The sequence below is a fragment of the Streptomyces rubradiris genome (assembly GCF_016860525.1).
In the GTDB taxonomy this organism is placed as follows: domain Bacteria; phylum Actinomycetota; class Actinomycetes; order Streptomycetales; family Streptomycetaceae; genus Streptomyces; species Streptomyces rubradiris.
On sequence record NZ_BNEA01000015.1, the window covers coordinates 3722261 to 3747823 of the forward strand.

At 72.5% G+C, this 25563-nt stretch carries 23 protein-coding genes and 1 pseudogene; 10 read left to right on the forward strand and 14 right to left on the reverse strand.

From position 1 onward, the window contains the following. Positions 1–14: 14 nt before the first annotated feature. The 4 genes from Srubr_RS29685 to ssd all read right to left on the reverse strand — a co-directional run bounded on the left by Srubr_RS29685 (position 15) and on the right by ssd (position 4211). Complete coding sequence (locus tag Srubr_RS29685; protein WP_229926880.1) at positions 15–806, reverse strand: type II secretion system F family protein; 792 nt, start codon at positions 804–806, stop codon at positions 15–17. An 85-nt stretch (positions 807–891) separates the two neighbouring features. Then, positions 892–1785: a type II secretion system F family protein gene (locus tag Srubr_RS29690; protein WP_373313606.1), complete on the reverse strand. Its 894-nt coding sequence runs from the start codon at positions 1783–1785 to the stop codon at positions 892–894. 135 nt (positions 1786–1920) lie between these two features. Then, positions 1921–3108 (reverse strand): TadA family conjugal transfer-associated ATPase, encoded by a 1188-nt coding sequence (locus Srubr_RS29695; protein ID WP_189997894.1) that lies wholly within the window; start codon positions 3106–3108, stop codon positions 1921–1923. After that, positions 3105–4211 carry a septum site-determining protein Ssd gene (gene ssd, locus Srubr_RS29700; protein ID WP_189997895.1) on the reverse strand — a complete coding sequence of 369 codons (1107 nt, stop codon included), beginning with the start codon at positions 4209–4211 and terminating at the stop codon, positions 3105–3107. The genes Srubr_RS29695 and ssd overlap by 4 nt, the downstream gene beginning before the upstream one ends. 594 nt (positions 4212–4805) lie before the next feature. On the opposite strand from ssd, the gene Srubr_RS29705 reads away from it, so the two are divergent. Beyond that, positions 4806–5636: an HAD family hydrolase gene (locus Srubr_RS29705; RefSeq protein ID WP_189997896.1), complete on the forward strand. Its 831-nt coding sequence runs from the start codon at positions 4806–4808 to the stop codon at positions 5634–5636. Positions 5637–5973: 337 nt separating this feature from the next. Here Srubr_RS29705 and Srubr_RS29710 read toward each other — a convergent pair whose 3' ends face one another. After that, entirely contained in the window at positions 5974–6798 is an 825-nt protein-coding gene (locus tag Srubr_RS29710; protein ID WP_189997897.1) for a Fic family protein, read from the reverse strand. A gap of 101 nt (positions 6799–6899) precedes the next feature. On the opposite strand from Srubr_RS29710, the gene Srubr_RS29715 reads away from it, so the two are divergent. Next, the gene (locus Srubr_RS29715; RefSeq protein WP_189997898.1) at positions 6900–7880 is read left to right on the forward strand and encodes an ATP-binding protein; all 981 of its coding nucleotides are present in this window, start codon (positions 6900–6902) and stop codon (positions 7878–7880) included. Between the two features lie 3 nt (positions 7881–7883). Here Srubr_RS29715 and Srubr_RS29720 read toward each other — a convergent pair whose 3' ends face one another. Further along, the gene (locus Srubr_RS29720) at positions 7884–9149 is read right to left on the reverse strand and encodes a polysaccharide deacetylase family protein (RefSeq protein ID WP_189997899.1); all 1266 of its coding nucleotides are present in this window, start codon (positions 9147–9149) and stop codon (positions 7884–7886) included. Between the two features lie 459 nt (positions 9150–9608). Here Srubr_RS29720 and acs point away from each other — a divergent pair, with 459 nt between their 5' ends. The 5 genes from acs (at position 9609) to Srubr_RS41060 (ending at position 15064) form a co-directional block, all read left to right on the forward strand. Then, the gene (gene acs, locus Srubr_RS29725; RefSeq protein ID WP_189997900.1) at positions 9609–11564 is read left to right on the forward strand and encodes an acetate--CoA ligase; all 1956 of its coding nucleotides are present in this window, start codon (positions 9609–9611) and stop codon (positions 11562–11564) included. Positions 11565–11772: 208 nt separating this feature from the next. Then, positions 11773–13203, forward strand: coding sequence for a Na+/H+ antiporter NhaA (gene nhaA, locus Srubr_RS29730; RefSeq protein WP_189997901.1), 1431 nt, complete (start codon positions 11773–11775; stop codon positions 13201–13203). A 122-nt stretch (positions 13204–13325) separates the two neighbouring features. Further along, complete coding sequence (locus Srubr_RS29735; RefSeq protein WP_030606372.1) at positions 13326–13814, forward strand: phage holin family protein; 489 nt, start codon at positions 13326–13328, stop codon at positions 13812–13814. Then, the gene (locus Srubr_RS29740; RefSeq protein ID WP_189997902.1) at positions 13811–14746 is read left to right on the forward strand and encodes an alpha/beta fold hydrolase; all 936 of its coding nucleotides are present in this window, start codon (positions 13811–13813) and stop codon (positions 14744–14746) included. The genes Srubr_RS29735 and Srubr_RS29740 overlap by 4 nt, the downstream gene beginning before the upstream one ends. Positions 14747–14884: 138 nt before the next feature. Continuing rightward, positions 14885–15064 (forward strand): hypothetical protein, encoded by a 180-nt coding sequence (locus tag Srubr_RS41060; protein WP_229926881.1) that lies wholly within the window; start codon positions 14885–14887, stop codon positions 15062–15064. 16 nt (positions 15065–15080) lie between these two features. Here Srubr_RS41060 and Srubr_RS29745 read toward each other — a convergent pair whose 3' ends face one another. From Srubr_RS29745 to nth, 3 genes are all read right to left on the reverse strand, one after another. Further along, a complete protein-coding gene (locus tag Srubr_RS29745; RefSeq protein ID WP_189997903.1) occupies positions 15081–16280 on the reverse strand; it encodes a MarP family serine protease in 1200 nt (399 codons plus the stop codon). Between the two features lie 90 nt (positions 16281–16370). Then, complete coding sequence (locus Srubr_RS29750) at positions 16371–17066, reverse strand: NUDIX hydrolase (protein WP_189997904.1); 696 nt, start codon at positions 17064–17066, stop codon at positions 16371–16373. A 55-nt stretch (positions 17067–17121) separates the two neighbouring features. Then, positions 17122–18351: an endonuclease III gene (gene nth / locus Srubr_RS29755; RefSeq protein ID WP_189997905.1), complete on the reverse strand. Its 1230-nt coding sequence runs from the start codon at positions 18349–18351 to the stop codon at positions 17122–17124. A 275-nt stretch (positions 18352–18626) separates the two neighbouring features. On the opposite strand from nth, the gene Srubr_RS29760 reads away from it, so the two are divergent. Continuing rightward, positions 18627–19301, forward strand: coding sequence for a Crp/Fnr family transcriptional regulator (locus tag Srubr_RS29760; protein ID WP_014674022.1), 675 nt, complete (start codon positions 18627–18629; stop codon positions 19299–19301). Between the two features lie 67 nt (positions 19302–19368). Here the strand turns inward: Srubr_RS29760 and Srubr_RS29765 are convergent, their stop codons facing one another. The 4 genes and pseudogenes from Srubr_RS29765 to Srubr_RS29780 form a co-directional block, all read right to left on the reverse strand. Beyond that, entirely contained in the window at positions 19369–20199 is an 831-nt protein-coding gene (locus tag Srubr_RS29765) for an MBL fold metallo-hydrolase (protein WP_189997906.1), read from the reverse strand. A 374-nt stretch (positions 20200–20573) separates the two neighbouring features. After that, positions 20574–21455, reverse strand: a pseudogene (locus Srubr_RS29770) (NUDIX hydrolase); the annotation flags it as partial. Positions 21456–21522: 67 nt separating this feature from the next. Continuing rightward, positions 21523–21987: a RidA family protein gene (locus Srubr_RS29775; protein ID WP_189997907.1), complete on the reverse strand. Its 465-nt coding sequence runs from the start codon at positions 21985–21987 to the stop codon at positions 21523–21525. Further along, positions 21984–22142, reverse strand: coding sequence for a DUF4177 domain-containing protein (locus Srubr_RS29780; RefSeq protein ID WP_086024262.1), 159 nt, complete (start codon positions 22140–22142; stop codon positions 21984–21986). The genes Srubr_RS29775 and Srubr_RS29780 overlap by 4 nt, the downstream gene beginning before the upstream one ends. A gap of 95 nt (positions 22143–22237) precedes the next feature. Here Srubr_RS29780 and Srubr_RS29785 point away from each other — a divergent pair, with 95 nt between their 5' ends. Beyond that, positions 22238–23215 (forward strand): ArsA family ATPase, encoded by a 978-nt coding sequence (locus Srubr_RS29785; RefSeq protein ID WP_189997908.1) that lies wholly within the window; start codon positions 22238–22240, stop codon positions 23213–23215. Continuing rightward, the gene (locus tag Srubr_RS29790; RefSeq protein ID WP_189997909.1) at positions 23212–24555 is read left to right on the forward strand and encodes an ArsA family ATPase; all 1344 of its coding nucleotides are present in this window, start codon (positions 23212–23214) and stop codon (positions 24553–24555) included. The genes Srubr_RS29785 and Srubr_RS29790 overlap by 4 nt, the downstream gene beginning before the upstream one ends. Positions 24556–24953: 398 nt before the next feature. Here the strand turns inward: Srubr_RS29790 and wblA are convergent, their stop codons facing one another. After that, complete coding sequence (gene wblA, locus Srubr_RS29795) at positions 24954–25292, reverse strand: transcriptional regulator WblA (RefSeq protein ID WP_030606400.1); 339 nt, start codon at positions 25290–25292, stop codon at positions 24954–24956. Positions 25293–25563: the final 271 nt, after the last annotated feature.

Consider the following 25563-nt stretch of genomic DNA (forward strand, 5'->3'; position numbering starts at 1 on the left):
CGTCCGCCTCGCGCTCACCCCCCTCCCGTCACCCCGCCCGCCAGACCGATCACGACAGGCACCACCCCGACCGCGACGAACGCGGGCAGGAAGCACAGTCCGACCGGAGCGGAGATCAGTACGGCCGCCCGCCGCGCCCGAGCCGTCGCCGTACGGGCCCACTCCGCGCGCGCGTCCGACGCGAGACGGGCGACCGGGCCGGCCGCGGCGAACCCGGAGTCGTCGGCCCGCTCCAGCAGCCGCGCCAGGGCTCCGGCACCGGGCAGCAGGGCGAGGCTCCGCCAGGCGTCCGCCGGCGCGCCGCCGAGCCGGACCTCCGCGGCACCGCGCGCCAACGCCTGCCCGACGGGCCCGCCGAGGGCCTCTCCCACGGCCTGGGCGGCGAGCACCGGGGCGGCACCGGCGGCGATGCAGGCGGCCAGCAGGTCGGCCGCGAGCGGGAGCCTGCGCGCGGCCCCGGCGATGTCGACCGCCTCGGACCGCCCGGCCGCCGCCGTCTGCCGGTCCCGCCACCGCCAGAGCGCGGCACCGACGCCCAGTCCCAGCACCACTCCGGCGGCCCCGCCGACCAGCACCCACGCCCCGCACGCCGCGCCGGCCGGTGCCAGCAACCGGCGTGCGCCGCGCGGCAGCGCGAACGGCACCGCGCCCGCCGGTCCCGACGGCACCTCGTACCCCAGCAACCCGGCCACCCGGCGCCGCGCCCGACGCCGCCGACGTGCCAGCTCCAGCCGCCGGGCACCCCAGCCGAGCACCAGTACGGCGGCCCCGGCCATCCCCAGCCTGTGGACAACGTCCCCGCTCACCCGACCCGCCCCTCTCGCATCCCGGACCTCCCTGGCCGTCCCGCCTCGCGGACCGGCCGCTTCCCCGGAACCCGCCGATCCGCCCTCACACCGCCTCCGCCCCTCGTACGATCCGTGTCGCCCACCACATCCCGGCCGCTTCGCACACCGCCCCGGCCATCAGGCAGCCGAGGCCGGCCCCGGTGTGCAGCAGTACGCGCAGTGGGTCCGCGCCCATGGCCGTGCCGAGCAGCAGTCCGAGGACGGGCAGTACGGCGAGCAGCACGGCGGTGGCCCGGGCGCCCGCCAACTGGGCACGCAGGTCGGCCCGGCCGTCCCGCTCGGCGCGCAGGGCACCGTCCAGCCGGTCCAGGCCCGTGGCGAGTCCGGCGCCCTGGTCCACGGCCACCCGCCAGCACGCGGCGAGTCCGAGCAGCCCCTCGGCACCCGGCTGCCGGGCCGCCGCGGCGAGCGCGCCCGGCACGTCTCCGCCGAACCGCGCCGCCGCCACCACCGCGGCCTGCGCGTCACCGAGCCCGGCGGAGTCCCGCGCGGCCCGCAACAGCGCCGCCCCCGGCTGCCGCCCGGCCCGGACCTCCCCGGCGAGCACCCCGCACAGGGCGATCACCGCGTCGGCCCGCCGCTCCCGGGCGTCCCGGGCCTGCCGGGCCAGCCGCACCCGGCGCAGCACCGGCACCCCTGCCGCCCCCGCGAGGACCGGGATCACCGAAGCGCCCCACAGCGCGATCACCAGCCCGGCGCCGAGGGCCGCCCACTCGGCACCCCACCGGCCGCGCCATCGGCGCAGGTCCATGAGGGCCTGCTGGCAGGCGGGCGGTCCGGTCGCCACCACCGGGCCGCCGGCCAGCACCAGCCGGGCCCGCCGGACCCCGTAGTGCCGGCCGCCCAGCAGCCAGGCCAACGCGCCGAGGCAGAGCAGGGCGCCTCCTGTCGACACCTCACCGATCACTTCCATCGCCATCCGTCCGATCGCTTCCATCGCCTCTCCCCTCGCTCCCGGCACGGCCTCCTGGCGGACGCCGTCCGTCCTCGGTGCACACCCCTTCCGGACCGCGTCCGTCCCCAGCCCGCACCGGCCGGGATCTCGTTCACCCCGCTCCCCCTCCGCCGCTCTTCATCCGCCCCCGGCCTCCGCGCACGGCCCCAGCAGCTCCCGCAACCGCCCCCACCCCCGCTCCCGGACGAACGCCCGCTCGCCCCAGCGCAGGGCCGGTACCGTCCGCACCAGCCCGGTGGGGTCCCGCTCCAGGACGTGGACCTCGTCGATCCGGCGCCGCCCGGAGCGGTCCCGCACGAGGTGCACCACCACCGAGAGGGCTGCCGCCAACTGACTGTGCAGCGCGGCCCGGTCCAGCCCGGCGGCCGTGGCGAGCGCCTCCAGTCGGGCCGGTACGTCGGCGGCGGCGTTGGCATGGACCGTGCAGCAGCCGCCGTGGCCGGTGTTGAGGGCAGCGAGCAGATGCACGACCTCGGCGCCCCGCACCTCGCCGACGACCAGCCGGTCCGGCCGCATCCGCAGCGCCTGTCGTACGAGGTCCTCAAGGGTGACCAGGCCGGCCCCCTCCTGGTTGGCGGGCCGGGTCTCCAGCCGGACCACGTGCGGGTGGTCCGGCCTCAGCTCGGCCGAGTCCTCGGCGAGCACGATCCGCTCGCCCGGTCCGACCAGCCCCAGCAGGGCGCTCAACAAGGTGGTCTTGCCGCAACCGGTGCCACCGCTGACGAGGAACGAGTGCCGGGCCTCGATCAGCGCTTCCAGGATTCGCTCGCCACCGGGCGGCACCGTGCCCGCCGCGACGAGTTCCCCGACGGTGAACGCCCGGGGCCGCACCACGCGCAGGGCGAGGCAGGTGCAGCCGACGGCGACCGGGGGCAGCACCGCGTGCAGCCGGGTGCCGTCGGGCAGCCGGGCGTCCGCCCAGGGCCGGGCGTCGTCCAGCCGGCGTCCGGCCACCGCGGCCAGCCGCTGCGCGAGACGCCGTACGGCCGCCGCGTCCGGGAAGGTGACCGTGGTCAGCTCCAGGCCGCCGCCGCGGTCCACCCACACCCGATCGGGGGCGGACACCAGCACGTCGGTGACGTCCGGGTCGGCGAGCAGTGGCTCCAGGGGGCCGGTGCCCACGAGTTCGGACCGCAGGCGTTCGGCCGTGCCGAGCACCTCGGCGTCGCCGAGCACCCGGCCCTGTTCGCGCAGCGCCTGGGCCACGCGCGCGGGAGTGGGTTCGGCACCGCTCTCGGCGAGCCAGCGGCGGACGCCGTCGAGCAGGGCCGCGCCGTCGGCCCGGTCGAGTCCGGGCAGGCTCATCGGGTGCCTCCCGACTCGACCAGCACGCGCTCCCAGAAGTGCGCGCAGAACCGGGCGAGCGGGCCGCGCCCGGTCGCGCCGGGGGCCTTGGCACTCGCCTGCGGGCGGAGCAACCCCGGTTCGACGGGCAGTTGGCCGGCCAGTGGCAGGCCGAGCAGCCGGGCCACCTCGTGGTCGTCCAGCCCGGGTGCGTAGGGTCCGCGGACCGCCACCCGCAGATCGCGGACGACCATGCCGACGGCGGCGGCGACCCGGTCGGCCGCGGCGACCGCCCGCAGTTCGGCCGGGACGACGAGGAGGACCAGGTCGATCTGGGCGAGGGCCTCGGCCACCCCGTCGTCGAGACGGCGGGGCAGGTCGACCACGACCGTGCCACCGCGCCGCCGGGCGGCCGCCAGCACCGCCCGCACCGCGGGTGGAGGCACGGCGACGCAGTCCCCGCGGTCCCAGCTGAGCACGCGCAGGGAGTGCAGTTCGGGCAGCGACTCCTCCAGGGCACCGCCGCCGACCCGGCCGCGGGAGGCGGCGAAGGCGGGCCAGCGCAGCCCGTCGGCGCTCTCGCCGCCGAGGAGCACGTCGAGTCCGCCGCCCAGCGGATCGGCGTCGACCAGCAGGGTGCGCACTCCCTCGCGCGCGGAGGTGACGGCGAGCGCGCACGCGAGGGTGGACGCCCCGGCGCCGCCCCGGCCGCCGATCACCCCGACGGTGAGGGCCGGACGGCCGATGCCCTCGGCGACGTCGGCGATGCGGTCGACCAGCCAGGCCTCGCCGTCGGGGAGCATCAGGACGTGGTCGGCGCCGATCAGGACGGCGCGTTTCCACACGTCGGGGTCGTCCTGGTCGCGGCCGACCAGGACCACGCCGGGCCGGCGCGCGGCCCCGCCCACCCGGCGGGCGGCGTCGTCGCCGACGAGCACGAGCGGGGCCGTCGTCCAGCCGTCGCCGGAGTCCGGCACGTCGTGGCGCACCTCCGGGGTGGCGCCCGCCGCCGCGCACAGGCGCAGCAGATCGTCCAGGAGGTCGGCGTCCTCGGTGATGATGAGCGGCCGTCCGGGCCGGTCCGCGGGGCCGGGCGGCGGGTCGTGGGTGACGGTTCCGGTCACGGGTGTTCCCCCTTCGCTGTACGGGCCGCGCGGCTTGCTCGGGCCACGCGATTCCCAAAGGTGTGAAGAACCGCCGAGCGGCCTCCCTGTGAACGGCCGGCGGAAACCGGCCATACGCGCTGCGGGCAATCGGAACCGGCCAAGAACTCGCCGCGGCCGGAGCGCGCTGGAAACACCGTGGACCGATCCGCGAAATAATGTGGATCTTGGTGGAAAACTGTGGACAACGCAGGTCCTGTGAATAACTTCGTCACCCATACCGGTGACCCCTGCACCGATCCGCGGGCGACTTCCCCAGAGCAGTCCAGCGATTACCCTGGGTAACGAATCATGGGCATGCCGAAGGAGCGGCAACGGCGGCGTGACGCCGGCCGTACGGCCGCGTGAAGAACGGGGAAGAGCGAGAAAACCCGCCCGGACATGCGACGACCCCCGCCGGGGGGGAGAGCGGGGGTCGTCCCCACGGCCGACTCGGGGGGGGAGGAGTCGGACCGGGTTAGCACGGTCGCGAACGATCCGTGACTTCCATGGTGTACCCGAGAGCCCTCTCAGGCAAACCCACGCGCCCCACCTTACGCCGAATGGTGGGCCCCTATGCTCAAGGGTGTGGAAAACCACTCCTTGCCCCGCGCGGCGGCCTTCTTTGACCTGGACAAGACGGTCATTGCGAAGTCGAGCACGCTCACCTTCAGCAAGTCCTTCTACCAAGGCGGCCTGATCAACCGCAGGGCCGCCCTGCGTACCGCCTATGCCCAGTTCGTCTTCCTGGCCGGCGGTCTGGACCACGACCAGATGGAGCGGATGCGCGAGTATCTCTCCGCGCTGTGCCGCGGCTGGAACGTCCAGCAGGTGCGGGAGATCGTGGCCGAGACCCTGCACGACCTGATCGACCCGATCATCTACGACGAGGCGGCCTCCCTCATCGAGGAGCACCACGCGGCCGGCCGCGATGTCGTGATCGTGTCCACTTCCGGCGCGGAGGTGGTCGAGCCGATCGGCGAACTGCTGGGGGCGGACCGGGTGGTCGCCACCCGCATGGTCGTGGGCGAGGACGGCTGCTTCACCGGAGAGGTGGAGTACTACGCCTACGGCCCGACCAAGGCCGAGGCCATCCGGGAGCTGGCCGCGTCCGAGGGCTACGACCTCGACCGCTGCTACGCCTACAGCGACTCGGCGACCGACCTGCCGATGCTGCGCACCGTCGGGCACCCGCACGCGGTGAACCCTGACCGCGCACTGCGGCGCGAGGCCCTCGCGCAGGGATGGCCGGTCCTGGAGTTCCGCCGCCCGGTCCCGCTCAAGAAGCGGCTGCCGACGTTCTCGGTACCGCCCCGCCCCGCGCTGGTCGCGGCGGCGGCGATAGGCGCGGCGGCGGCGACCGCCGGGCTCGTCTGGTACGCCAGCCGGCGCCGCGCCACGGCCTGAGCCGCGCCCGTTCCGCCCTGTTCGAAGGCGAAAGTAAAGAAGTGCGGGGAGGGGTTCCGCTTCCTCCCGGCTCGCGGTACAAAGAACCTAGGCCCGCGAGACCAAAAGGACATCCGGGAGGATTCCCTGTCTACGCACTTGGCCCACGGACCTCGCATGAACACCGGGCACCCACGCGACGTCGACCCGTCGATTACGGGCCAGCCGCACCAGGACGGGCAAAGCACCCCGACCTGATGGGCGACATATCGAGGACGCCTGGTAACCCGGTGAGCATGCCAGCGGCGGTACGACAATTCGTACCGCCGCATCTCTTTCTCCCGCTCAGGCAGTCCGCTCAGGCAGCGCCGCGCTGGAGCGCCTCGCAGACCGCCGTCGACTCGCGCACGCCCAGCTCGACCGCTCGCCCGCAGTGGGCGATCCACGCCGCCATACCCTCGGGCGTGCCGGATACGTAGCCCTCCAGGGCGGCCAGGTAGGGGGCGCGGCCCAGTTCGGCGTGGCCGACCTCGGCCGGGCAGACGGCCTTCGGGTCAAGGCCGCTGCCGACCAGCACGATCCGCTCGGCCGCGCGCGCGATCAGGCCGTTGTACGAGGTGAAGGGGCGCAGCGCCAGCAGCTCGCCGTGCACGACGGCGGCCGTCACCAGCGCCGGGGCCGAGGTGCCGGCGATGATCAGGTCCGCCAGCCCCTCCAGCCGGCCGGAGACCTCCCCGGCGTCGGGCAGCGGCAGTTCGACGAGCGGCTCGTCCACCGGCTCGCCGGCCTGACGCGGCCTGCCCACCTGCTCGGCGCCGTCGGCCGCGGCCACCAGGTGCAGCCGGGCCAGCACCCGCAGCGGCGACTGGCGCCAGATGGACAGCAGCTGCCCCGCCTCGGCGGTGAGCCGCAGGGCCGCGCCCATCACGCGGGCCTCCGCGTCGACGCCGAAGTCGGTGCGCCGCCGCACCTCCTCCAGGGCCCAGTCCGCCCCGGACAGCGCCGCCGAGCCCCGGGCGCCGCGCAGGGCCGCCTCGGAGGTGATCTCGTTGCTGCGGCGCCGCATGACACGGTGGCCGTAGACCCGGTCCACGGCCTTGCGTACGGACTCCACGGATTCGGCAACACCGGGCAGCGAGCCCAAGGCGGAGAGCGGGTCGGCGGTCGCGCCTGTCGTACTCATGGGTACGACAGTACGCACCCCGGCGGCCCGCCCCACGAAGGAGTGGTCTTCTTCACTTCCCCGTGACACATACAGCGATCATCCCGCTACCCTTGGTGAACATGAAAATTGCTTTCGTCGGGAAGGGCGGGAGCGGCAAGACGACGCTCTCCTCCCTCTTCATCCGCCATCTCACCGCCGCCGGCGCCCCGGTGGTCGCCATCGACGCGGACATCAACCAGCACCTCGGCCCCGCCCTCGGCCTCGGCGAGGAGGAGGCGGCGGCGCTGCCCGCCATGGGCGAACAGCTCCCGCTGATCAAGGACTATCTGCGCGGCACCAACCCGCGCATCGCCTCGGCCGCGACGATGATCAAGACGACCCCGCCCGGCGAGGGATCGCGGCTGGTCCGGGTGCGCGAGCCCAACCCGGTCTACGACGCCTGCGCGCGCCCGGTGGAACTCGACGGCGGCGCCGTCCGCCTGATGGTCACGGGCCCCTTCACGGACGCCGACCTGGGGGTCTCCTGCTACCACTCCAAGACGGGAGCGGTGGAGCTGTATCTGAACCACCTCGTCGACGGCCCCGACGAGTACGTGGTGGTCGACATGACGGCCGGTTCGGACTCCTTCGCCTCCGGCATGTTCACCCGCTTCGACATGACGTTCCTCGTCGCCGAGCCCACCCGGAAGGGCGTGTCCGTCTACCGCCAGTACAAGGAGTACGCCCGGGACTTCGGCGTGGCCCTGAAGGTCGTCGGCAACAAGATCCACGAACCGGACGACATCGACTTCCTGCGCGCGGAGGTCGGGGACGACCTGCTCGTGACGGTCGGGCGCTCGGACTGGGTGCGCGCCATGGAGAAGGGCCGGCCGCCCCGGTTCGACCTCCTCGAAGAGGCCAACGCCCGCGCCCTGGAGACCCTCCGGGCCGCCGTGGACGCCACCTACGAACGGCGCGACTGGGAGCGCTACACCCGTCAGATGGTGCACTTCCACCTGAAGAACGCCGAGTCCTGGGGGAACGAGCGCACCGGGGCCGACCTGGCGGCGCAGGTCGACCCCGGCTTCGTGCTCGGCGAGGGCGTGGTGACCCCCGCCTGACGCCTACCGCTGGACCGCCGGCGCCCCGGGCACGCCCTTGGGCGCCGGGGCCGGGCTGCCGGACAGGAAGGACGCCCAGCCCTGCCGGGGCGCCTCGCCGACCTCCAGAGAACGCAGCCGCGCCAGCGTCCGCGGGTCCTGGGCGTCGAGCCAGTCGACCAGTTGCCGGAAGGAGACACAGCGGACCTCGGGCTTGGTGCACACCTCCTTCACCACCTCTTCCACGGCGCGCATATAGGTGCCGCCGTTCCAGGACTCGAAGTGGTTGCCGATGACCAGAGGCGCGCGGTTGCCGTCGTAGGCGCGGTAGAAGCCCTTGAGGAGGCCGTCGCGCATCTGGTCGCCCCAGTAGTCGAACTTGTCGGGGTCGCCCTGGGTCTGGGTGCCGGACTGGCCGACCATGAAGTTGTAGTCCATGGTCAGCTGCTCATAGGTGTGACCGGGGAAGGGCACCAACTGCATCGACAGGTCCCACAGACCCTCCTTCTTCTTGGGCCAGACCTGGTCGTTGACTCCGCTGGAGTCGTAGCGAAAGCCGAGGTCACGGGCGGCCTTCACGAAGTTCTTCCGCCCCTCCAGGCAGGGGGTGCGGGCACCGATCAGCTCCTTGTCGTAGTCGAAGGGCAGCGGATCCTCACCCCGCATGCCGGTGTTGGACCGCCAGGACTTCACGAACCTCTTGGCCTGGTCGATCTCGCTCTTCCACTCGTCCACCGACCAGGTGCCCACCCCGCCGTCGGGCCCGCAGAAGTGGCCGTTGAAGTGGGTACCGATCTCGTTGCCCTCCAGCCAGGCCAGCCGCAGCTGCTCAAGGGTGTCGGTGATGCCCCGTTCATCGTTGAACCCGATGTCGGAGAGGCCCGCGGAGTGCTGCGGCGGCTTGTAGAGGTCGCGTTTCTCCTCCGGCAGCAGGTACACCCCGCTGAGGAAGTACGTCATGGTCGCGTTGTTCTCCTTGGCGACCTCGCGGAAGTGCGAGAACAGTCTCTGGCTGTCCTCGCCCGCGCCGTCCCAGGAGAACACGACGAACTGCGGGGGCTTCTGACCCGGGCTCAGCCGTTCCGGCCTGGGCAGATGCGGCTGGGCTCCGGTGTACGCGGTCGATCCGTCGCCGATCGGCCGGAACACGCTGCCCGGCGCCGGCGCACCCTGCTCCGGGCCGGGCGCCCCGGGTCGCACGGCGGTGGCGTCTCCCGCACAGCCGGCGAGTGACGCCGCACAGGCCGCGGCGACCATGGCGCCGACGGCGATCCTCTGGGTGGCGGCCATGTTCCGCCCACCTTCTTCCTTCTCTCAGGCACACGCTGACTTGGGCCGTTTCTGGCGATATGCCGGGCTTGCTCCGGCGGCGCGGCCAAGGTCGCACGGGGCCGAGAAGGGATGAGGATGACAAGCCGATCAAATGATTAATTCACACCCAGAGGTGATCTCTTCCTCCATTTACTCCGAAATCCTATTCCAGACCTTTACGTGGCATTACGATTCTTTTACCAAACCCCGACCATTCCGTCGGCGCCCGCCCTCCACCCCCTCCAGCCGCAACCACGCGACAGCCTTCCGCGCGGCCGGGCGCGGTCCTGCCAACTGGCGCCCCGGAAGCCGGAGGTGACAGACAACAGCCTTCCGACAGGTCTAAACCAATTTTCCGGGCGACCCTTGTCATCGGCCCCCCGGGTCTGATGAGCTGTGGCCTGGGACACAACGGACACCCTTGGAAAGGGAGATGTCGTGAGCAATGAGAGCCTGGCCAACCTGCTGAAGGAAGAACGCAGGTTCGCGCCCCCCGCCGACCTGGCCGCACACGCCAATGTCACGGCGGAGGCGTATGAGCAGGCCAAGGCTGACAGGCTCGGCTTCTGGGCCGAGCAGGCCCGCCGGCTGACCTGGGCCAAGGAACCGACCGAGACGCTGGACTGGTCCAACCCGCCGTTCGCGAAGTGGTTCAAGGACGGCGAGCTGAACGTCGCCTACAACTGCGTGGACCGCCATGTGGAGGCCGGTCACGGCGACCGCGTCGCCATCCACTTCGAGGGCGAGCCCGGGGACAGCCGCGCGATCACCTACGCGGAGCTCAAGGACGAGGTCTCCAAGGCCGCCAACGCCCTGCTGGAGCTCGGCGTACGCAAGGGCGACCGGGTCGCCATCTACATGCCGATGATCCCGGAGACCGCGATCGCGATGCTGGCCTCGGCCAGGATCGGCGCGGCCCACTCGGTCGTCTTCGGCGGCTTCTCGGCGGACGCGCTCGCGACCCGCATCCAGGACGCGGACGCCAAGGTCGTCATCACCGCCGACGGCGGGTACCGGCGCGGCAAGCCGTCCGCCCTCAAGCCCGCCGTCGACGAGGCGCTGAGCAAGGCCGACCAGGTCGAGCACGTGCTGGTGGTGCGCCGTACCGGTCAGGAGGTCGCCTGGGCCGAGGGCCGGGACCTGTGGTGGCACGACGTGGTGGGCCGGCAGTCCGCCGAGCACACCCCGGAGGCGTTCGAGGCGGAGCACCCGTTGTTCATCCTCTACACCTCCGGCACGACGGGGAAGCCGAAGGGCATCCTGCACACCTCCGGCGGCTACCTCACCCAGGCGGCCTACACCCACTGGGCGGTCTTCGACCTCAAGCCGGAGACGGACGTGTACTGGTGCACGGCCGACGTCGGCTGGGTCACCGGCCACTCGTACATCGTGTACGGCCCGCTGGCCAACGGCGCGACGCAGGTGATGTACGAGGGCACGCCGGACACCCCGCACCAGGGCCGGTTCTGGGAGATCGTGCAGAAGTACAAGGTCACGATCCTCTACACCGCGCCCACCGCGATCCGGACGTTCATGAAGTGGGGCGACGACATCCCCGCCAAGTACGACCTGTCCTCCCTGCGGGTCCTCGGCTCGGTGGGCGAGCCCATCAACCCCGAGGCGTGGATCTGGTACCGCAAGCACATCGGCGCCGACCGCACGCCCGTGGTCGACACCTGGTGGCAGACCGAGACCGGCGCGATGATGATCTCGCCGCTGCCCGGCGTCACCGAGGCCAAGCCCGGTTCGGCGCAGCGCCCGCTGCCCGGCATCAGCGCGACGGTCGTCGACGACGAGGCGAACGAGGTGCCCGACGGCGGCGGTGGCTACCTGGTGCTGACCGAGCCGTGGCCGTCGATGCTGCGCACCATCTGGGGTGACGACCAGCGGTTCCTCGACACCTACTGGTCCCGCTTCGAGGGCAGGTACTTCGCCGGCGACGGCGCCAAGAAGGACGAGGACGGCGACATCTGGCTGCTGGGCCGGGTGGACGACGTGATGCTCGTCTCCGGGCACAACATTTCCACCACCGAGGTCGAGTCGGCACTGGTCTCCCACCCGGCGGTCGCCGAGGCCGCCGTCGTGGGCGCCGCCGACGAGACCACCGGGCAGGCCATCGTCGCCTTCGTCATTCTGCGCGGCTCGGCGTCGGAGACCGAGACGCTCATCGGCGAGCTGCGAGGCCACGTCGGCGCCACCCTCGGCCCGATCGCCAAGCCCAAGCGGATCCTGCCGGTGGCCGAGCTGCCGAAGACCCGCTCGGGCAAGATCATGCGCCGCCTGCTGCGGGACGTCGCCGAAAACCGCCAGCTCGGCGACGTGACCACCCTCACGGACAGCACCGTCATGGATCTCATCCAGGCCAAGCTGCCCGCCACCTCCAGCGAGGACTGAGCAGACCGGGAGGAGTCGAACGGCGTCCTGCGGGGCACTCGGCCGGTGAACGTGCCGGGTGGCCCGGGGACGGCTACGGTGAAGATCATCGGACCGGCGCACGCTACTTTAGGTAAACTAAGGAAAGTGTCGCGGCACGTGACACATCAGGTGCGCCGGGAAGTCTGGTCGGCATGTGATTCCGCCTGCCTGCCTCCGGAGGTCTCCCGTGACCGCGCCCCGCACCCCCACCACCGTCCGCAAGGCCCTCGGACGCCTGTCCCTGCCCGAGCGGACCTTCATCGCGGACGCGCTGCGCACCGAGACCGTCGGTGGTGTCCTGCTGCTCCTGGCCGCCGTGGCCGCGCTGCTCTGGGCGAACGTCCCCGGACTGCGCCACAGCTATGAGACGGTCAGCCACTTCCACCTCGGCCCCGGCGCGATAGGCCTGAACCTGTCCGTCGCCCACTGGGCCGCCGACGGGCTGCTCGCGCTGTTCTTCTTCGTCGCCGGCATCGAACTCAAGCGCGAGCTGGTCGCCGGGGACCTGCGCGACCCGAAGGCGGCCGTGCTGCCCGTGGTGGCGGCCCTGTGCGGAATGGCCGCCCCCGCGCTCGTCTACACGCTCACCAACCTCGCCGGGAACGGCTCCCTCCAGGGCTGGGCCGTGCCCACCGCCACCGACATCGCCTTCGCGCTCGCCGTGCTCGCGGTCATCGGCACCTCCCTGCCCAGCGCCCTGCGCGCCTTCCTGCTCACCCTGGCGGTCGTCGACGACCTCTTCGCGATACTGATCATCGCCATCTTCTTCACCGACCAGCTGAACCTCGCCGCCCTCGGCGGGGCCGCCGCCGGGCTCGCCGTCTTCTGGCTGCTGCTGCGCAAGGGCGTACGCGGCTGGTACGTGTACATACCGCTCGCCGTCGTCACCTGGGCGCTGATGTACAACAGCGGCGTGCACGCCACCATCGCCGGTGTGGCGATGGGCCTGATGCTGCGCTGCACCACCCGGGAGGGTGAGCAGCACTCGCCGGGCGAGCACATCGAGCATCTGGTGCGGCCCCTGTCGGCCGGGCTCGCCGTACCGCTGTTCGCCCTGTTCAGCGCAGGCGTGTCGATATCCGGCGGGGCGCTCGGGGACGTGTTCGCGAAGCCCGAGACGCTCGGTGTCGTCCTCGGCCTGGTCGTGGGCAAGACGATCGGGATCTTCGGCGGCACCTGGCTGACCGTCCGCTTCACCCGCGCGCGGCTCAGCGAGGAGCTGGCGTGGGCCGACGTCTTCGCGATGTCCTCGCTCGCCGGGATCGGCTTCACGGTGTCACTGCTGATCGGCGAGCTGGCCTTCGGGGGCGACACCGTACTGACCGGCGAGGTGAAGGCGGCCGTCCTCATCGGATCGCTGATCGCGGCGCTGTGCGCGACGATGCTGCTGAAGCTGCGCAACGACCGGTACCGCAGGCTGTGCGAGGAAGAGGAGCGCGACGAGGACCTCGACGGCATCCCGGACGTCTACGAACAGGGCAACCCGGCGTACCACCTCCGGATGGCCGAGATCCACGAGCGCAAGGCCGCCGAGCACCGGCGGCTGGCCGCCGAGGCACGCCGCGGGCTTGCGGAAGTGCCGGGCGGGGCAGGCGAGGAGGGCGACCGTCCGGCATGATCTGACGAGACGGTACAAAACAAGACGGCCGCACGCGCGCGACGGCTACCCGGACGGCCGTACGAGCAGCACGGCCGTCCCCACAGCACATGTGTGGCACGAGACCTCTGAGGGAGAACGCGATGAGCGCACCCGACGGCAGCCCGGTCGGCGCCGAACGCAGTATCGGCCAGCTGTTCGCCTCGGCGACGACCGAATTGTCGGCGCTGGTGCACGACGAGATCGCGCTGGCCAAGGCCCAGCTCAAGCAGGACGTGAAGCGCGGCGCGGTGAGCGGCGGCGCCTTCTCCATGGCGGGCGCGGTCCTGGTGTTCTCCCTGCCGATGCTCAACTTCGCCCTGGCGTACGGCATCCGCACCTGGAGCCACTGGAACCTGGCGATCTGCTTCGTGCTGTCCTTCGCGGCCAACGTGCTGGTCGCCGGCCTGCTCGGGCTCATCGGCGTGGTGTTCGCGAAGAAGGCCAAGAAGGGCAAGGGCCCGCAGAAGGTGGCCGCCTCGATGAAGGAGTCGGCGGGCGTCCTGCAGAACGCCAAGCCGCACCCGCGTCCGGAGCTGCCCGGGGAACCGGCTCCCGCCGCCATCGAGGCTGTGGCACGCTCGTCGTCATGACGGACCCAGCCGCCCCCTCGCCCGTACGGATCGACCTCCCGGACGGGACACGGGTCACGCACCGGGATGTCGCCGCCAACGGCGCCCGCTTCCACATCGCGGAGCTGGGCGACGGGCCCCTGGTGCTGCTCCTGCACGGTTTCCCGCAGTTCTGGTGGACGTGGCGGCACCAGTTGACCGCGCTCGCCGGCGCGGGCTACCGGGCGGTGGCGATGGACCTGCGGGGCGTCGGCGGCAGCGACCGCACGCCCCGCGGGTACGACCCGGCCAACCTGGCGCTGGACGTCACCGGGGTGATCCGCTCGCTCGGCGAGCCCGACGCCGCGCTGGTCGGCCACGACCTCGGCGGCTACCTGGCGTGGACGGCGGCGGCCATGCGGCCCAAGCTGGTCCGGCGCCTGGCGGTGGTGTCCATGCCGCACCCGCGGCGTTGGCGCGCGGCGATGCTGCGGGACGCCCGGCAGACGGCCGCCAGCTCCTACATCTGGGGATTCCAGCGGCCGTGGCTGCCCGAGCGCCAACTGACCGCCGACGGGGGCGCGCTGGTGGGCCGGCTGATCCGGGACTGGTCCGGGCCGCGGCCGCCGGAGGACGCGGACGTGGAGACGTACCAGCGGGCCATGTGCATCCCCTCCACGGCGCACTGCTCCATCGAGCCGTACCGCTGGCTGGTGCGCTCCCTGGCCCGCCCCGACGGTGTGCAGTTCTACCGCAGGATGAAGCGGCCCGTACGGGTGCCGACGCTGCATCTGCACGGCTCGCTGGACCCGGTGACCCGGACCCGCAGCGCGGCCGGTTCCGGGGAGTACGTCGAAGCCCCGTACCGCTGGCGCCTGTTCGACGGTCTCGGGCACTTCCCGCACGAGGAGGACCCGGCCGCGTTCTCCGCGGAACTGGTCAACTGGCTGAAGGATCCCGAGCCGGACCGGTGACCGTCGGGGGCGGTTTCCGGTGCGTTCGGCATCCGGCTCCCCACCCGTGCCCCGTGAGACGCCACATGCCTTGCGCATAGGCCAATTAGGGGGCGCGCGGGCGGTTATCGACCTTTGGGCGGGGGCACACGTCGGGGTATGGGCTGGACGCACGACTACAGTGACGCACCCCGCAACCGCCGCTCGGCCACGGGCCCGGGCACGCCCCAGCGGGTCACACCGCAACTCGCGGTGGCAGACCCCAGGGTGGGGATTCCGCGCATCCTGCGCCGCCGGGCCCGCTGGGTCTCGGTACGTCTGCGTCACCCGCGGGGCTGACCGCCACCGCGCCGCCCTACAGGGCGCAGCTGTCCGTGCCCACCTGCTCGTTCGCCGTGCGACCCCGCTCGATGTCGGCCCGGATCTCGTCCGCCGTCAGCGCGTACCCCGTGTCCGCGTCGTCGAGTGACTTGGCGAACACCACGCCGTACACCTCCCCGTCCGGAGTGAGCAGCGGGCCACCGGAGTTGCCCTGCCGGACGACGGCGTACAAGGAATAGACATCGCGGCGGACCGTGCCGCGGTGGTAGATGTCCGCGCCGCTGGCCGTGATGCGCCCGCGCACGCGCGCGGCGCGCACGTCGTACGCGCCGTTCTCCGGGAAGCCCGCGACGATCGCGCCGTCCCCTCCGGCCGCGTCCTCACGGGTGAACCGCAGGGCGGTCGCGCGCAGGTCGGGCACGTCGAGCACGGCGATGTCGCGCTCCCAGTCGTACAGCACGACCCGGGCGTCGTACTTGCGGCCCTCGCCGCCTATCTGCACCCGCGGCTCGTCGACACCGCCGACCACGTGCGCGTTGGTCATCACGCGCCGGTCGGCGAACACGAAGCCGGTGCCCTCCAGGACCTTGCCGCAGCTGTGGGCGGTGCCGGTGACCTTGACGATGGAGTTGCGGGCGCGCTGGGCGACCGGGCTGCCCGCGAGGGCCGGGTCGGGCGGCAGCACGTCCTTGATCGGCTCGTCGGCGAACGGGCTGAAGACCTGCGGGAAGCCGTTCTGCGCGAGCACCGAGGAGAAGTCCGCGAACCAGGTGTCGGCCTGCTCGGGCAGCGCCCGGGACACACCGAGCAGCACCTTGGAGCCCCGGACCTCCTTGCCGAGCGTGGGCAGGGTCGTACCGGCCAGGGCGGACCCGATCAGCCAGGCCACCAGGAGCATCGCGACGACGTTGACCAGGGCGCCGCCGGTGGCGTCCAGGGCGCGGGCCGGGGACCAGGTGATGTGCCGGCGCAGCTTGTTGCCCAGGTGGGTGGTCAGGGCCTGGCCCACGGAGGCGCAGACGATCACGACGATCACGGCCACGACGGCGGCGGTGGTGCCGACCTCCTCCTTGCCGGTCGTGGCGTCCCAGATCACGGGCAGCGTGTACACGGCGAGCAGACCGCCGCCGAGGAACCCGGTCACCGACAGGATGCCGACGACGAAGCCCTGGCGGTAACCCACCACCGCGAACCACACGGCCGCGACGAGCAACAGGATGTCCAGCACGTTCACTGCTTCAGGCCTCGCCTACTCACTCCGCTCCCAGCAGCTCGGCCGGGCCCCGGGGCCGCCCCCCGGGGATTCAGCACGGGGATCACCCTGTCACGCGCGCCAGTCGAGCGGGACCCGCTTGCCCCGGTCCCAGGGACGCTCCCAGCCCGCGAAGTGCAGCAGGCGGTCGATCACCCCGGCCGTGAAGCCCCACACCAGAGCCGATGCGACCAGGAACGCCGGGCCGCTGTGGCCCCTGGGGTGGACGGCGGTGGCGCGGTTGGCGGGGTCCGTGAGATCCGCCACGGGCACGGTGAAGACCCGGGCCGTCTCGTTCGGGTCGACCACGCCGACCGGGCTGGGCTCGCGCCACCAGCCCAGCACGGGTGTGACGACGAAGCGGCTGACCGGGATGTACAGCCGGGGCAGCACGCCGAAGAGCTGCACGCCCGACGGGTCAAGACCGGTCTCCTCGCGCGCCTCGCGCAGCGCGGCCCGCAGCGGCCCGTCGCCCCGCGGATCGCCGTCCTCCGGGTCCAGCGCGCCGCCCGGGAAGGACGGCTGGCCGGGGTGCGAGCGCAGGGAGCTCGCGCGCTCCATGAGCAGCAGCTCCGGGCCGCGCTCGCCCTCGCCGAACAGGATCAGCACAGCCGACTGCCGTCCCGAGCCGTTCTCCGGCGGCAGGAAGTGGCTCATCTGCGCCGGCTCGACCGTCTCCGCGACGCGCAGGACCGGCGCCAGCCAGTCCGGCAGCCCCGCGCCGCTGAGCGTCAGCGGACCGTCCTGCGTGCCGCTCGTCCTCGTCATCGCCACCCCCGTCGTCCTGCCCTCTCCAACGCCCGAGGACACCGAGATCGTTCCGTCACGCGGCCCCCAGGGGCGGCGCCGGTCTGCCGCCGGCGTCGAGATAGGCCTGCGGCGGGTTCAGGCGCTGGCCCGGGAAGCCGCCCTTCTCGTACTTGAGCAGCTTCTTCGCCTTCTCCGGGTCGGTCTCGCCCTCGCCGTACGCGGGGCACAGCGGGGCGATGGGGCAGGCGCCGCAGGCGGGCTTGCGGGCGTGGCAGATGCGCCGGCCGTGCCAGATGACGTGGTGGGACAGGTCGGTCCACTCGCTCTTCGGGAAGAGCGCGCCGACGGCGGCCTCGATCTTGTCGGGGTCGGTCTCGTCGGTCCACTTCCAGCGCCGCACGAGCCGCTGGAAGTGGGTGTCGACGGTGATCCCGGGGCGGCCGTAGGCGTTGCCGAGGACGACGAAGGCCGTCTTGCGGCCCACGCCGGGCAGCGTGACCAGGTCCTCCAGCCGTCCGGGCACCTCGCCGTCGAAGTTCTCGACGAGCGACTTGGAGAGCCCTATGACCGACCTCGTCTTGGCCCGGAAGAAGCCACAGGGCCGCAGGATCTGCTCGACCTCGTCCGGGTCGGCTGCGGCGAGGTCCTCCGGGGTGGGGTACCGGGCGAAGAGCGCCGGGGTGGTCTGGTTGACGCGCAGGTCGGTGGTCTGGGCCGACAGCACGGTGGCGACCAGCAGCTGGAAGGGGTTCTCGAAGTCCAGCTCGGGGTGGGCGTAGGGGTACACCTCGGCCAGCTCGCGGTTGATGCGGCGGGCACGCCGGACCAGGGCGGTGGGGGACTCGCCGCCCGGCGGCCGGACGGCGATCTTCTTGACGGGCGCGGCCTTCTCGACGACGGCTTCGGCGGGGAGGACCACGTCGGCCGGCTTCACCTTCTTGGCGACCGCGGTCTTCTTGGCGGAGGTCGTCTTCGTGGCGGCGGTCTCGGAAGGCGCGGTCTTCTTGGCGGCGGGCGTCTTCTTCGCGGCGGGCGTCTTCTTCGCGGACGCGGCCTTCTTGCCGGGAGCCGTCTTCTTGGCCGCCGGTGCCGGTTTCTTGGCCGCCGGTGCCGGTTTCTTCCCGGCGGGCGTCCCGGGGGATTTCTCGACGGGCTTCTCAGCAGGTGTCTCGGCGGGGTTCGCGGCCCGCTTCGTGACCTTCTTCGCCGCCTTCTTCGCGGGTGAGGTCTCCCCCTCCGCCCCGACAGCCTTTTTAGCCGATTTGCCTGTTTTACTACTTCCATCAGGCGCGCGTTCGCCCACAGCGGAATCGCGACGTACAACCACCCGTCCAGCCCCCTTGTCCTGTGCTGTCACCGGCGATTTGGACACCCGGCCAGCCTAAAGCCCGGCACCGACATCCGCCCCGGACCCGGCGGAGCGGCCCCCGATCGGACCCCTGACGCTTACCCCGGGAGACGGGTGCGGCATCCTTGTGACAGATCACACTGTTTGGACCGTCCGGCAAAATGGGGAACACGGTCCCCTGGCACACGGGGGAGCAAGATCCCCTGAGCAGGTCGACAAGGAGAGAACTCGTGGACGACGTTCTGCGGCGCAACCCGCTCTTCGCGGCTCTCGACGACGAGCAGGCCGCGGAGCTTCGCGCCTCCATGAGTGAGGTGACCCTCGCACGCGGCGATTCCCTGTTCCACGAGGGCGACCCCGGGGACCGGCTGTACGTCGTCACCGAAGGCAAGGTCAAGCTGCACCGCACTTCCCCCGACGGCCGGGAGAACATGCTCGCCGTCGTCGGCCCCGGCGAACTCATCGGCGAACTGTCGCTGTTCGACCCGGGCCCCCGCACCGCCACCGCGACCGCGCTGACCGAGGTCAAGCTGCTCGGTCTCGGCCACGGTGACCTCCAGCCCTGGCTGAACGCCCGCCCCGAGGTGGCCGGCGCCCTGCTGCGGGCCGTCGCCCGCCGTCTGCGCAAGACCAACGACGCCATGTCCGACCTGGTCTTCTCCGACGTCCCCGGCCGGGTGGCCCGCGCCCTGCTGGACCTCTCGCGCCGCTTCGGCGTGCAGTCGGAGGAGGGCATCCACGTCGTCCACGACCTGACCCAGGAGGAACTGGCCCAGCTGGTCGGCGCCTCCCGCGAGACCGTGAACAAGGCCCTCGCCGACTTCGCCCAGCGCGGCTGGCTCCGCCTGGAGGCGCGCGCCGTGATCCTGCTGGACGTGGAGCGACTGGCCAAGCGGTCGCGCTGACGCCGGCCTCGGCCGTACGTCTCCGGGGCCCCGCTCGCACGAGCCGGGCCCCGCTGTCGTGCCCGGGCTAGATCAGCCCGTGCTCGCTGAGGTAGTCCAGCTGGGCCCGGACCGACAGTTCCGCCGCCGGCCACAGCGAACGGTCCACGTCGGCGTAGACGTGGGCGACGACCTCGGCCGGGGTGCGGTGACCGTTCTCGACCGCGGTCTCCACCTGGGCGAGCCGGTGGGCGCGGTGGGCGAGGTAGAACTCCACGGCACCCTGGGCGTCTTCCAGGACCGGCCCGTGGCCCGGCAGGACGGTGTGCACGCCGTCGTCCACCGTCAGGGACCGCAACCGCCGCAGGGAGTCCAGATAGTCCCCGAGCCTGCCGTCCGGGTGCGCCACGACCGTCGTACCGCGCCCGAGGACGGTGTCGCCGGTCAGCACCGCCCGGTCGGCCGGGAGGTGGAAGGACAGCGAGTCCGCGGTGTGCCCGGGGGTGGGTACGACCCGCAGCTCCAGACCGCCGACACTGACCACGTCCCCGGCGGCCAGGCCCTCGTCGCCGAGCCGCAGGGCCGGGTCCAGCGCGCGCACGCGCGTGCCGGTCAGCTCGGCGAACCGGGCGGCGCCCTCGGCGTGGTCGGGGTGACCGTGGGTCAGCAGGGTCAGGGCTATGCGTTTGCCGGCCTTCTCCGCCGTGTCCACGACGTTGCGGAGGTGTCCGTCGTCGAGCGGACCGGGGTCGATCACCACGGCCAGGCCGGAATCGGGCTCGGCGACGATCCAGGTGTTGGTGCCGTCCAGGGTCATCGCGGAGGCGTTGGGCGCGAGGACGTTGACCGCCCGCGCGGTGGCCGGCCCGGACAGGGCTCCGCCCCGGGGCTGGCCCGGCAGCGCGCTCGCGTCGGTCATGCGGGACCTCCACCGGTGGTCGAAGGGGTGGGCGAGGCCGTGGTCGAGGAGGTGGCGGAGGGCGTGGTCGTGGGCGCGGCCGGGCGGGTACCGGCCGGGGAATCCGCCGGGCCGCCGGCCGGACCGTCCGCCGACGCCTCCGGCGCCCCGGGCTTCCCGGACGCCGTAGGCATCGTCGTCGCTGTCATGGACGTCTCGGACCTCGTAGGCGTCGCAGGTGTCGTAGCCGTCGTAGGCCCCGCGGCTGACTCCGACGCCGTGGGCCGCGCCGGCTCGCCGGTCGACGGCCACGTCGGCTCGGCCGCCGTAGGCCCCGTAGGCTCCGTCGGCCCCGTCGGCCCCGTCGGCCCCGCAACCGTCCGCCCCGCCGGTTCCGCGGCCACCGCTCCCGTCGGCTCCGCGGCCGCAGGGATGTGCTTGGTGAACTCCTCGTGCCCCGGCCAGGACAGGACGATCTCGTCGCCCTGGAGGCGGGCGGTCGCCCGTACCGGCGTCATCTCGCGCGCGGGCGCGGCGGCCAGTGCCTCGGCGGCGGTGCCGTAGGGCAGCAGCCGGCGCAGGGTGGCGATGGTGGGCGGCATCATCAGCAGCTCGCCCCTGTCGTACCCGGCGGCGGCCTCGGCGGGGCGGATCCACACCGTGCGGTCGGCCTCCGTGGAGGCGTTGCGGGTGCGCTGCCCCTCGGGGAGCGCGGCCACGAAGAACCACGTGTCGTAGCGGCGGGCCTCGAACTCCGGGGTGATCCAGCGGGCCCAGGCGCCCAGCAGGTCCGAGCGCAGTACCAGGCCGCGCCGGTCGAGGAACTCCGCGAAGGACAGCTCACGCGCGACCAGGGCGGCGCGGTCGGCCTCCCAGTCGTCCCCCGTGGTGTCGCCGACGACCGAGTCCGGGCCGGGGCCGGCGAGCAGTACGCCGGCCTCCTCGTAGGTCTCCCGTACGGCCGCGCACACGATCGCCTGGGCGGCCGCTTCGCCGACGCCGAGCCGCTGTGCCCACCACGCGCGCGTGGGGCCCGCCCAGCGGACCCGACGGTCGTCGTCGCGTGGGTCGACACCGCCTCCGGGATACGCGTACGCGCCCCCGGCGAAGGCCATGGAGGCGCGTCTGCGCAGCATGTGGACGACGGGGCCGTCCGGGGTGTCCTTGAGGAGCAGCACCGTGGCCGCGCGCCTGGGGGCCACCGGGGTGAGCGAACCGTCCGCGAGCGCGCGGATGCGGTCCGGCCACTCCGGGGGATACCACTGACCGTTCGCCATGGCCGGAGGCTATCCCGTGCCGGGCGATTGTTCGAGAGGTGCCCGGGCCGGCGGGGACACCGGTCGGCTACTCGGCCAGCTCGACCTGGATCTCGACCTCGACCGGCGCGTCCAGCGGCAGCACCGCGACGCCGACCGCGCTGCGGGCGTGCACGCCCTTCTCGCCCAGGACCTCGCCGAGCAGCTCGCTGGCGCCGTTGACGACACCGGGCTGCCCGGTGAAGTCGGACGCCGAGGCGACGAAGCCGACGACCTTCACCACGCGCGCGACGCGGTCCAGGTCGCCGACGACGGACTTCACGGCGGCCAGCGCGTTCAGCGCGCAGACGCGGGCCAGCTCCTTGGCCTCCTCGGGGGTGACCTCGGCGCCCACCTTGCCGGTGACCGGCAGCTTGCCCTCCACCATCGGCAGCTGCCCGGCGGTGTACACGTACGCCCCGGACCGCACGGCCGGCTGGTAGGCGGCCAGCGGCGGCACCACCTCCGGCAGGGTCAGGCCCAGCGCGGCCAGCCTGGCCTCGACCGCGCTCACGCCTGCTTCTCCCGCTTCAGGTAGGCCACCAGCTGCTCCGGGTTCGGCCCGGGCACGACCTGGACGAGTTCCCAGCCGTCCTCGCCCCAGTTGTCCAGAATCTGCTTCGTGGCGTGGACGAGCAGCGGCACGGTTGCGTATTCCCACTTGGTCATGGGCCGACTGTAGCCGCTGTGGCCACGGGGACGGTGACCTGCGTTATCCACAGCCTCGCGCGTGACCGTCGGCCGGACTGGTTAGTCTCGAAGACGTGAGCAGGCTCCAGGTCGTCAGCGGCAAGGGCGGGACCGGAAAGACGACGGTCGCCGCCGCACTCGCGCTGGCCCTCGCGACCGAGGGGAAGCGGACGCTTCTCGTGGAGGTCGAGGGCCGGCAGGGCATCGCACAACTCTTCGAGACGGAGGCGTTGCCCTATGAAGAGCGGAAGATCGCGGTCGCTCCGGGCGGCGGGGAGGTGTACGCCCTCGCCATCGACCCCGAACTGGCCCTCCTGGACTACCTCCAGATGTTCTACAAGCTCGGGGGCGCGGGCCGGGCCCTGAAGAAGCTCGGCGCGATCGACTTCGCCACCACCATCGCGCCCGGCCTCAGGGACGTCCTGCTGACCGGCAAGGCGTGTGAGGCGGTGCGCCGCAAGGACCGCTCGGGGCGGTTCGCGTACGACTACGTGGTCATGGACGCCCCGCCGACCGGCCGTGTCACCCGCTTCCTGAACGTGAACGACGAGGTGGCGGGCCTGGCGAAGATCGGCCCGATACACAATCAGGCGCAGGCCGTGATGCGGGTGCTGAAGTCGCCGGAGACGGCGGTGCACCTGGTGACGCTGCTGGAGGAGATGCCGGTCCAGGAGACCGCCGACGGCATCGCCGAACTCCGCGCGGCCCGGCTGCCGGTGGGCCGGGTCATCGTGAACATGGTCCGGCCGCAGGTGTTGGACGCGGCCGACCTGGAACTCGTACGGACCGTGGAGCGTTCCTCCGTGGCGCAGGCGCTCTCGGCGGCGGGCCTGGGCGGTGCCCGGCCCGGCGGGAACGCCGAGAAACTGGTGGACCCGCTGCTGGAGCAGGCCGCGGAGTACGCCGAGCGGTACACGCTGGAGCAGGAGCAGCGCGCGGTCCTCACCGAGCTGGGCCTGCCGCTGCACGAACTCCCGCTGCTCGCCGAGGGCATGGACCTGGCGGGCCTGTACGAACTCGCCACCGAGCTGCGGAAGCAGGGGTTGTCATGAGTCCGGACCCGGCCGAGGCATCCGAGGCGGCACAGGAGCCCGAGCAGGCCCGCCGCCTGTCTTCCGCGCGCGAGCTGGACGTGGACCCGCTGCTGGACGACCCGAAGACCCGGATCGTGGTGTGCTGCGGCTCGGGCGGGGTCGGCAAGACGACGACCGCGGCGGCGCTCGGGCTCAGGGCCGCCGAGCGGGGCCGCAAGGTGGTCGTGCTGACCATCGACCCGGCCAAGCGGCTGGCCCAGTCGATGGGGATCGACTCCCTCGACAACGTGCCCCGCAGGGTGAAGGGCACCGAGGGCGACGGCGAGCTGCACGCCATGATGCTCGACATGAAGCGCACCTTCGACGAGGTCGTGGAGGCGCACGCGGACCCGGCACGGGCCGCCGCGATCCTGGCGAACCCCTTCTACCAGTCACTCTCGGCGGGCTTCGCTGGCACGCAGGAGTACATGGCGATGGAGAAGCTGGGCCAGCTGCGGGCGCGGGACGAGTGGGACCTCATCGTGGTCGACACCCCGCCGTCCCGCTCGGCGCTGGACTTCCTGGACGCGCCCAAGCGGCTCGGCTCCTTCCTGGACGGCCGGCTCATCCGCCTGCTGACCGCTCCGGCGAAGCTGGGCGGCCGGGCCGGGATGGCCTTCCTCAACGTCGGCATGTCGATGATGACGGGCACGCTCGGCAAGCTGCTGGGCGGTCAGCTGCTGAAGGACGTGCAGACGTTCGTGGCCGCGATGGACACCACGTTCGGCGGCTTCCGCACCCGCGCGGACGCCACCTACAAGCTTCTCCAGGCGCCCGGTACGGCGTTCCTGGTGGTTGCGGCCCCGGAGCGGGACGCTCTGCGTGAGGCCGCGTACTTCGTGGAGCGGCTGGCCGCGGAGAGCATGCCGCTGGTGGGCCTGGTGCTGAACCGCGTCCATGGCAGCGGGGCCGGCCGGCTGTCGGCCGAGCGGGCGCTCGCGGCCGCGGAAAATCTTGCGGACCCCCGCATTGTGGATCAGGCGGGCGGGAAAGCTGGACATCGTAACTCTCCCGACACGCAAGGCAGTTCACAATCTTCCGCACCGGAGACCGCTGCCCCTGCTCCCGAGGAAGGCTCCCCCGCCGACACGGAGCGCTCGGTCGACCGGCTCACCGCGGGCCTGCTGAGGTTGCACGCCGAGCGCATGCGGCTGCTCGCCCGCGAGCGGCGCACACGCGACCGCTTCACCGCCCGGCACCCCGAGGTGGCGATGGTCGAGGTACCCGCGCTGCCCGGCGATGTCCACGACCTCGCGGGCCTGCGCGACATCGGGGACCGACTGGCGGCCCAACGGCCTGAACGGACGGAGCACATATAGGCGCACCGCACTACGGACTTACGCCGGCGCGTACAGGCGCGCATACGGCCCCCGTCGGGGCTCACGCCGCGCGGACGGGCACGCACAGGACTTGCGTCGCGCGGACGGGCACGCACAGGACCTGCGTCGCGCGGACGGGCACGCACAGGGCTTTCGTCACGGCTTGCGACACGCGGGGAGCCGCGCGTACGGCTTACGTAGTGGCTCATGTCGTGGCTTACGTCGCGTGAGCAGGCACGCGTACGACGCATACCGGCGCATGCAGGCGACCCACAGAGGCGTGCGAAAGACGCGCTCGCGGCTGCGGACGCCACAGCCGTACACCCGTCGTGCGGCCGGCCGTACCGGCCCCCGCACCGAACCCGAGCCCTGACGTGGTGAGCTGAGCGGGGAAGCCCTCAGCTCACCGCGGCGTAGTTCTCGTACACCTCGTCGTTGTCGAGGGATACGATCCCCGCTCCCCGCTCGTACTCCGAGCGGGCGGTTTCCAGGAGTCTGCGCCAGGAGGTCACGGTGGGCCGCCTGCGCAGCAGCGCACGGCGCTCACGCTCCGTCATGCCTCCCCACACGCCGAACTCCACGCGGTTGTCCAGCGCGTCGGCCAGGCACTCGGTACGCACCGGACATCCGGTGCACACCGCCTTGGCCCTGTTCTGCGCTGCTCCCTGAACGAACAGTTCATCCGGATCGGTAGTGCGGCAGGCGGCCTGCGCACTCCAGTCGGTTACCCAGCCCATACCGGCGCCGTCCTCTCCCGAATCGAGGCTCCCCCACGGCGGCAGCGGCATATTCACCGCCGCCAGTTGAGGACGTTACGGAAGGTGGGGACCGTGCAACACCCCCTTCGGGCCCAATCTTGAATGGCCCGAACGGACTATGGGTAAGCGGCAGATCACCCACGGGAGTGAGCTGGCGACATGCGTGATCATCCCGGCAAACCGGGGCAGTCGCGGTGGGCCACACCGGGCGCCGGACGGCACCAGGGGCGCGCCCGGGACCGCCCCTGGC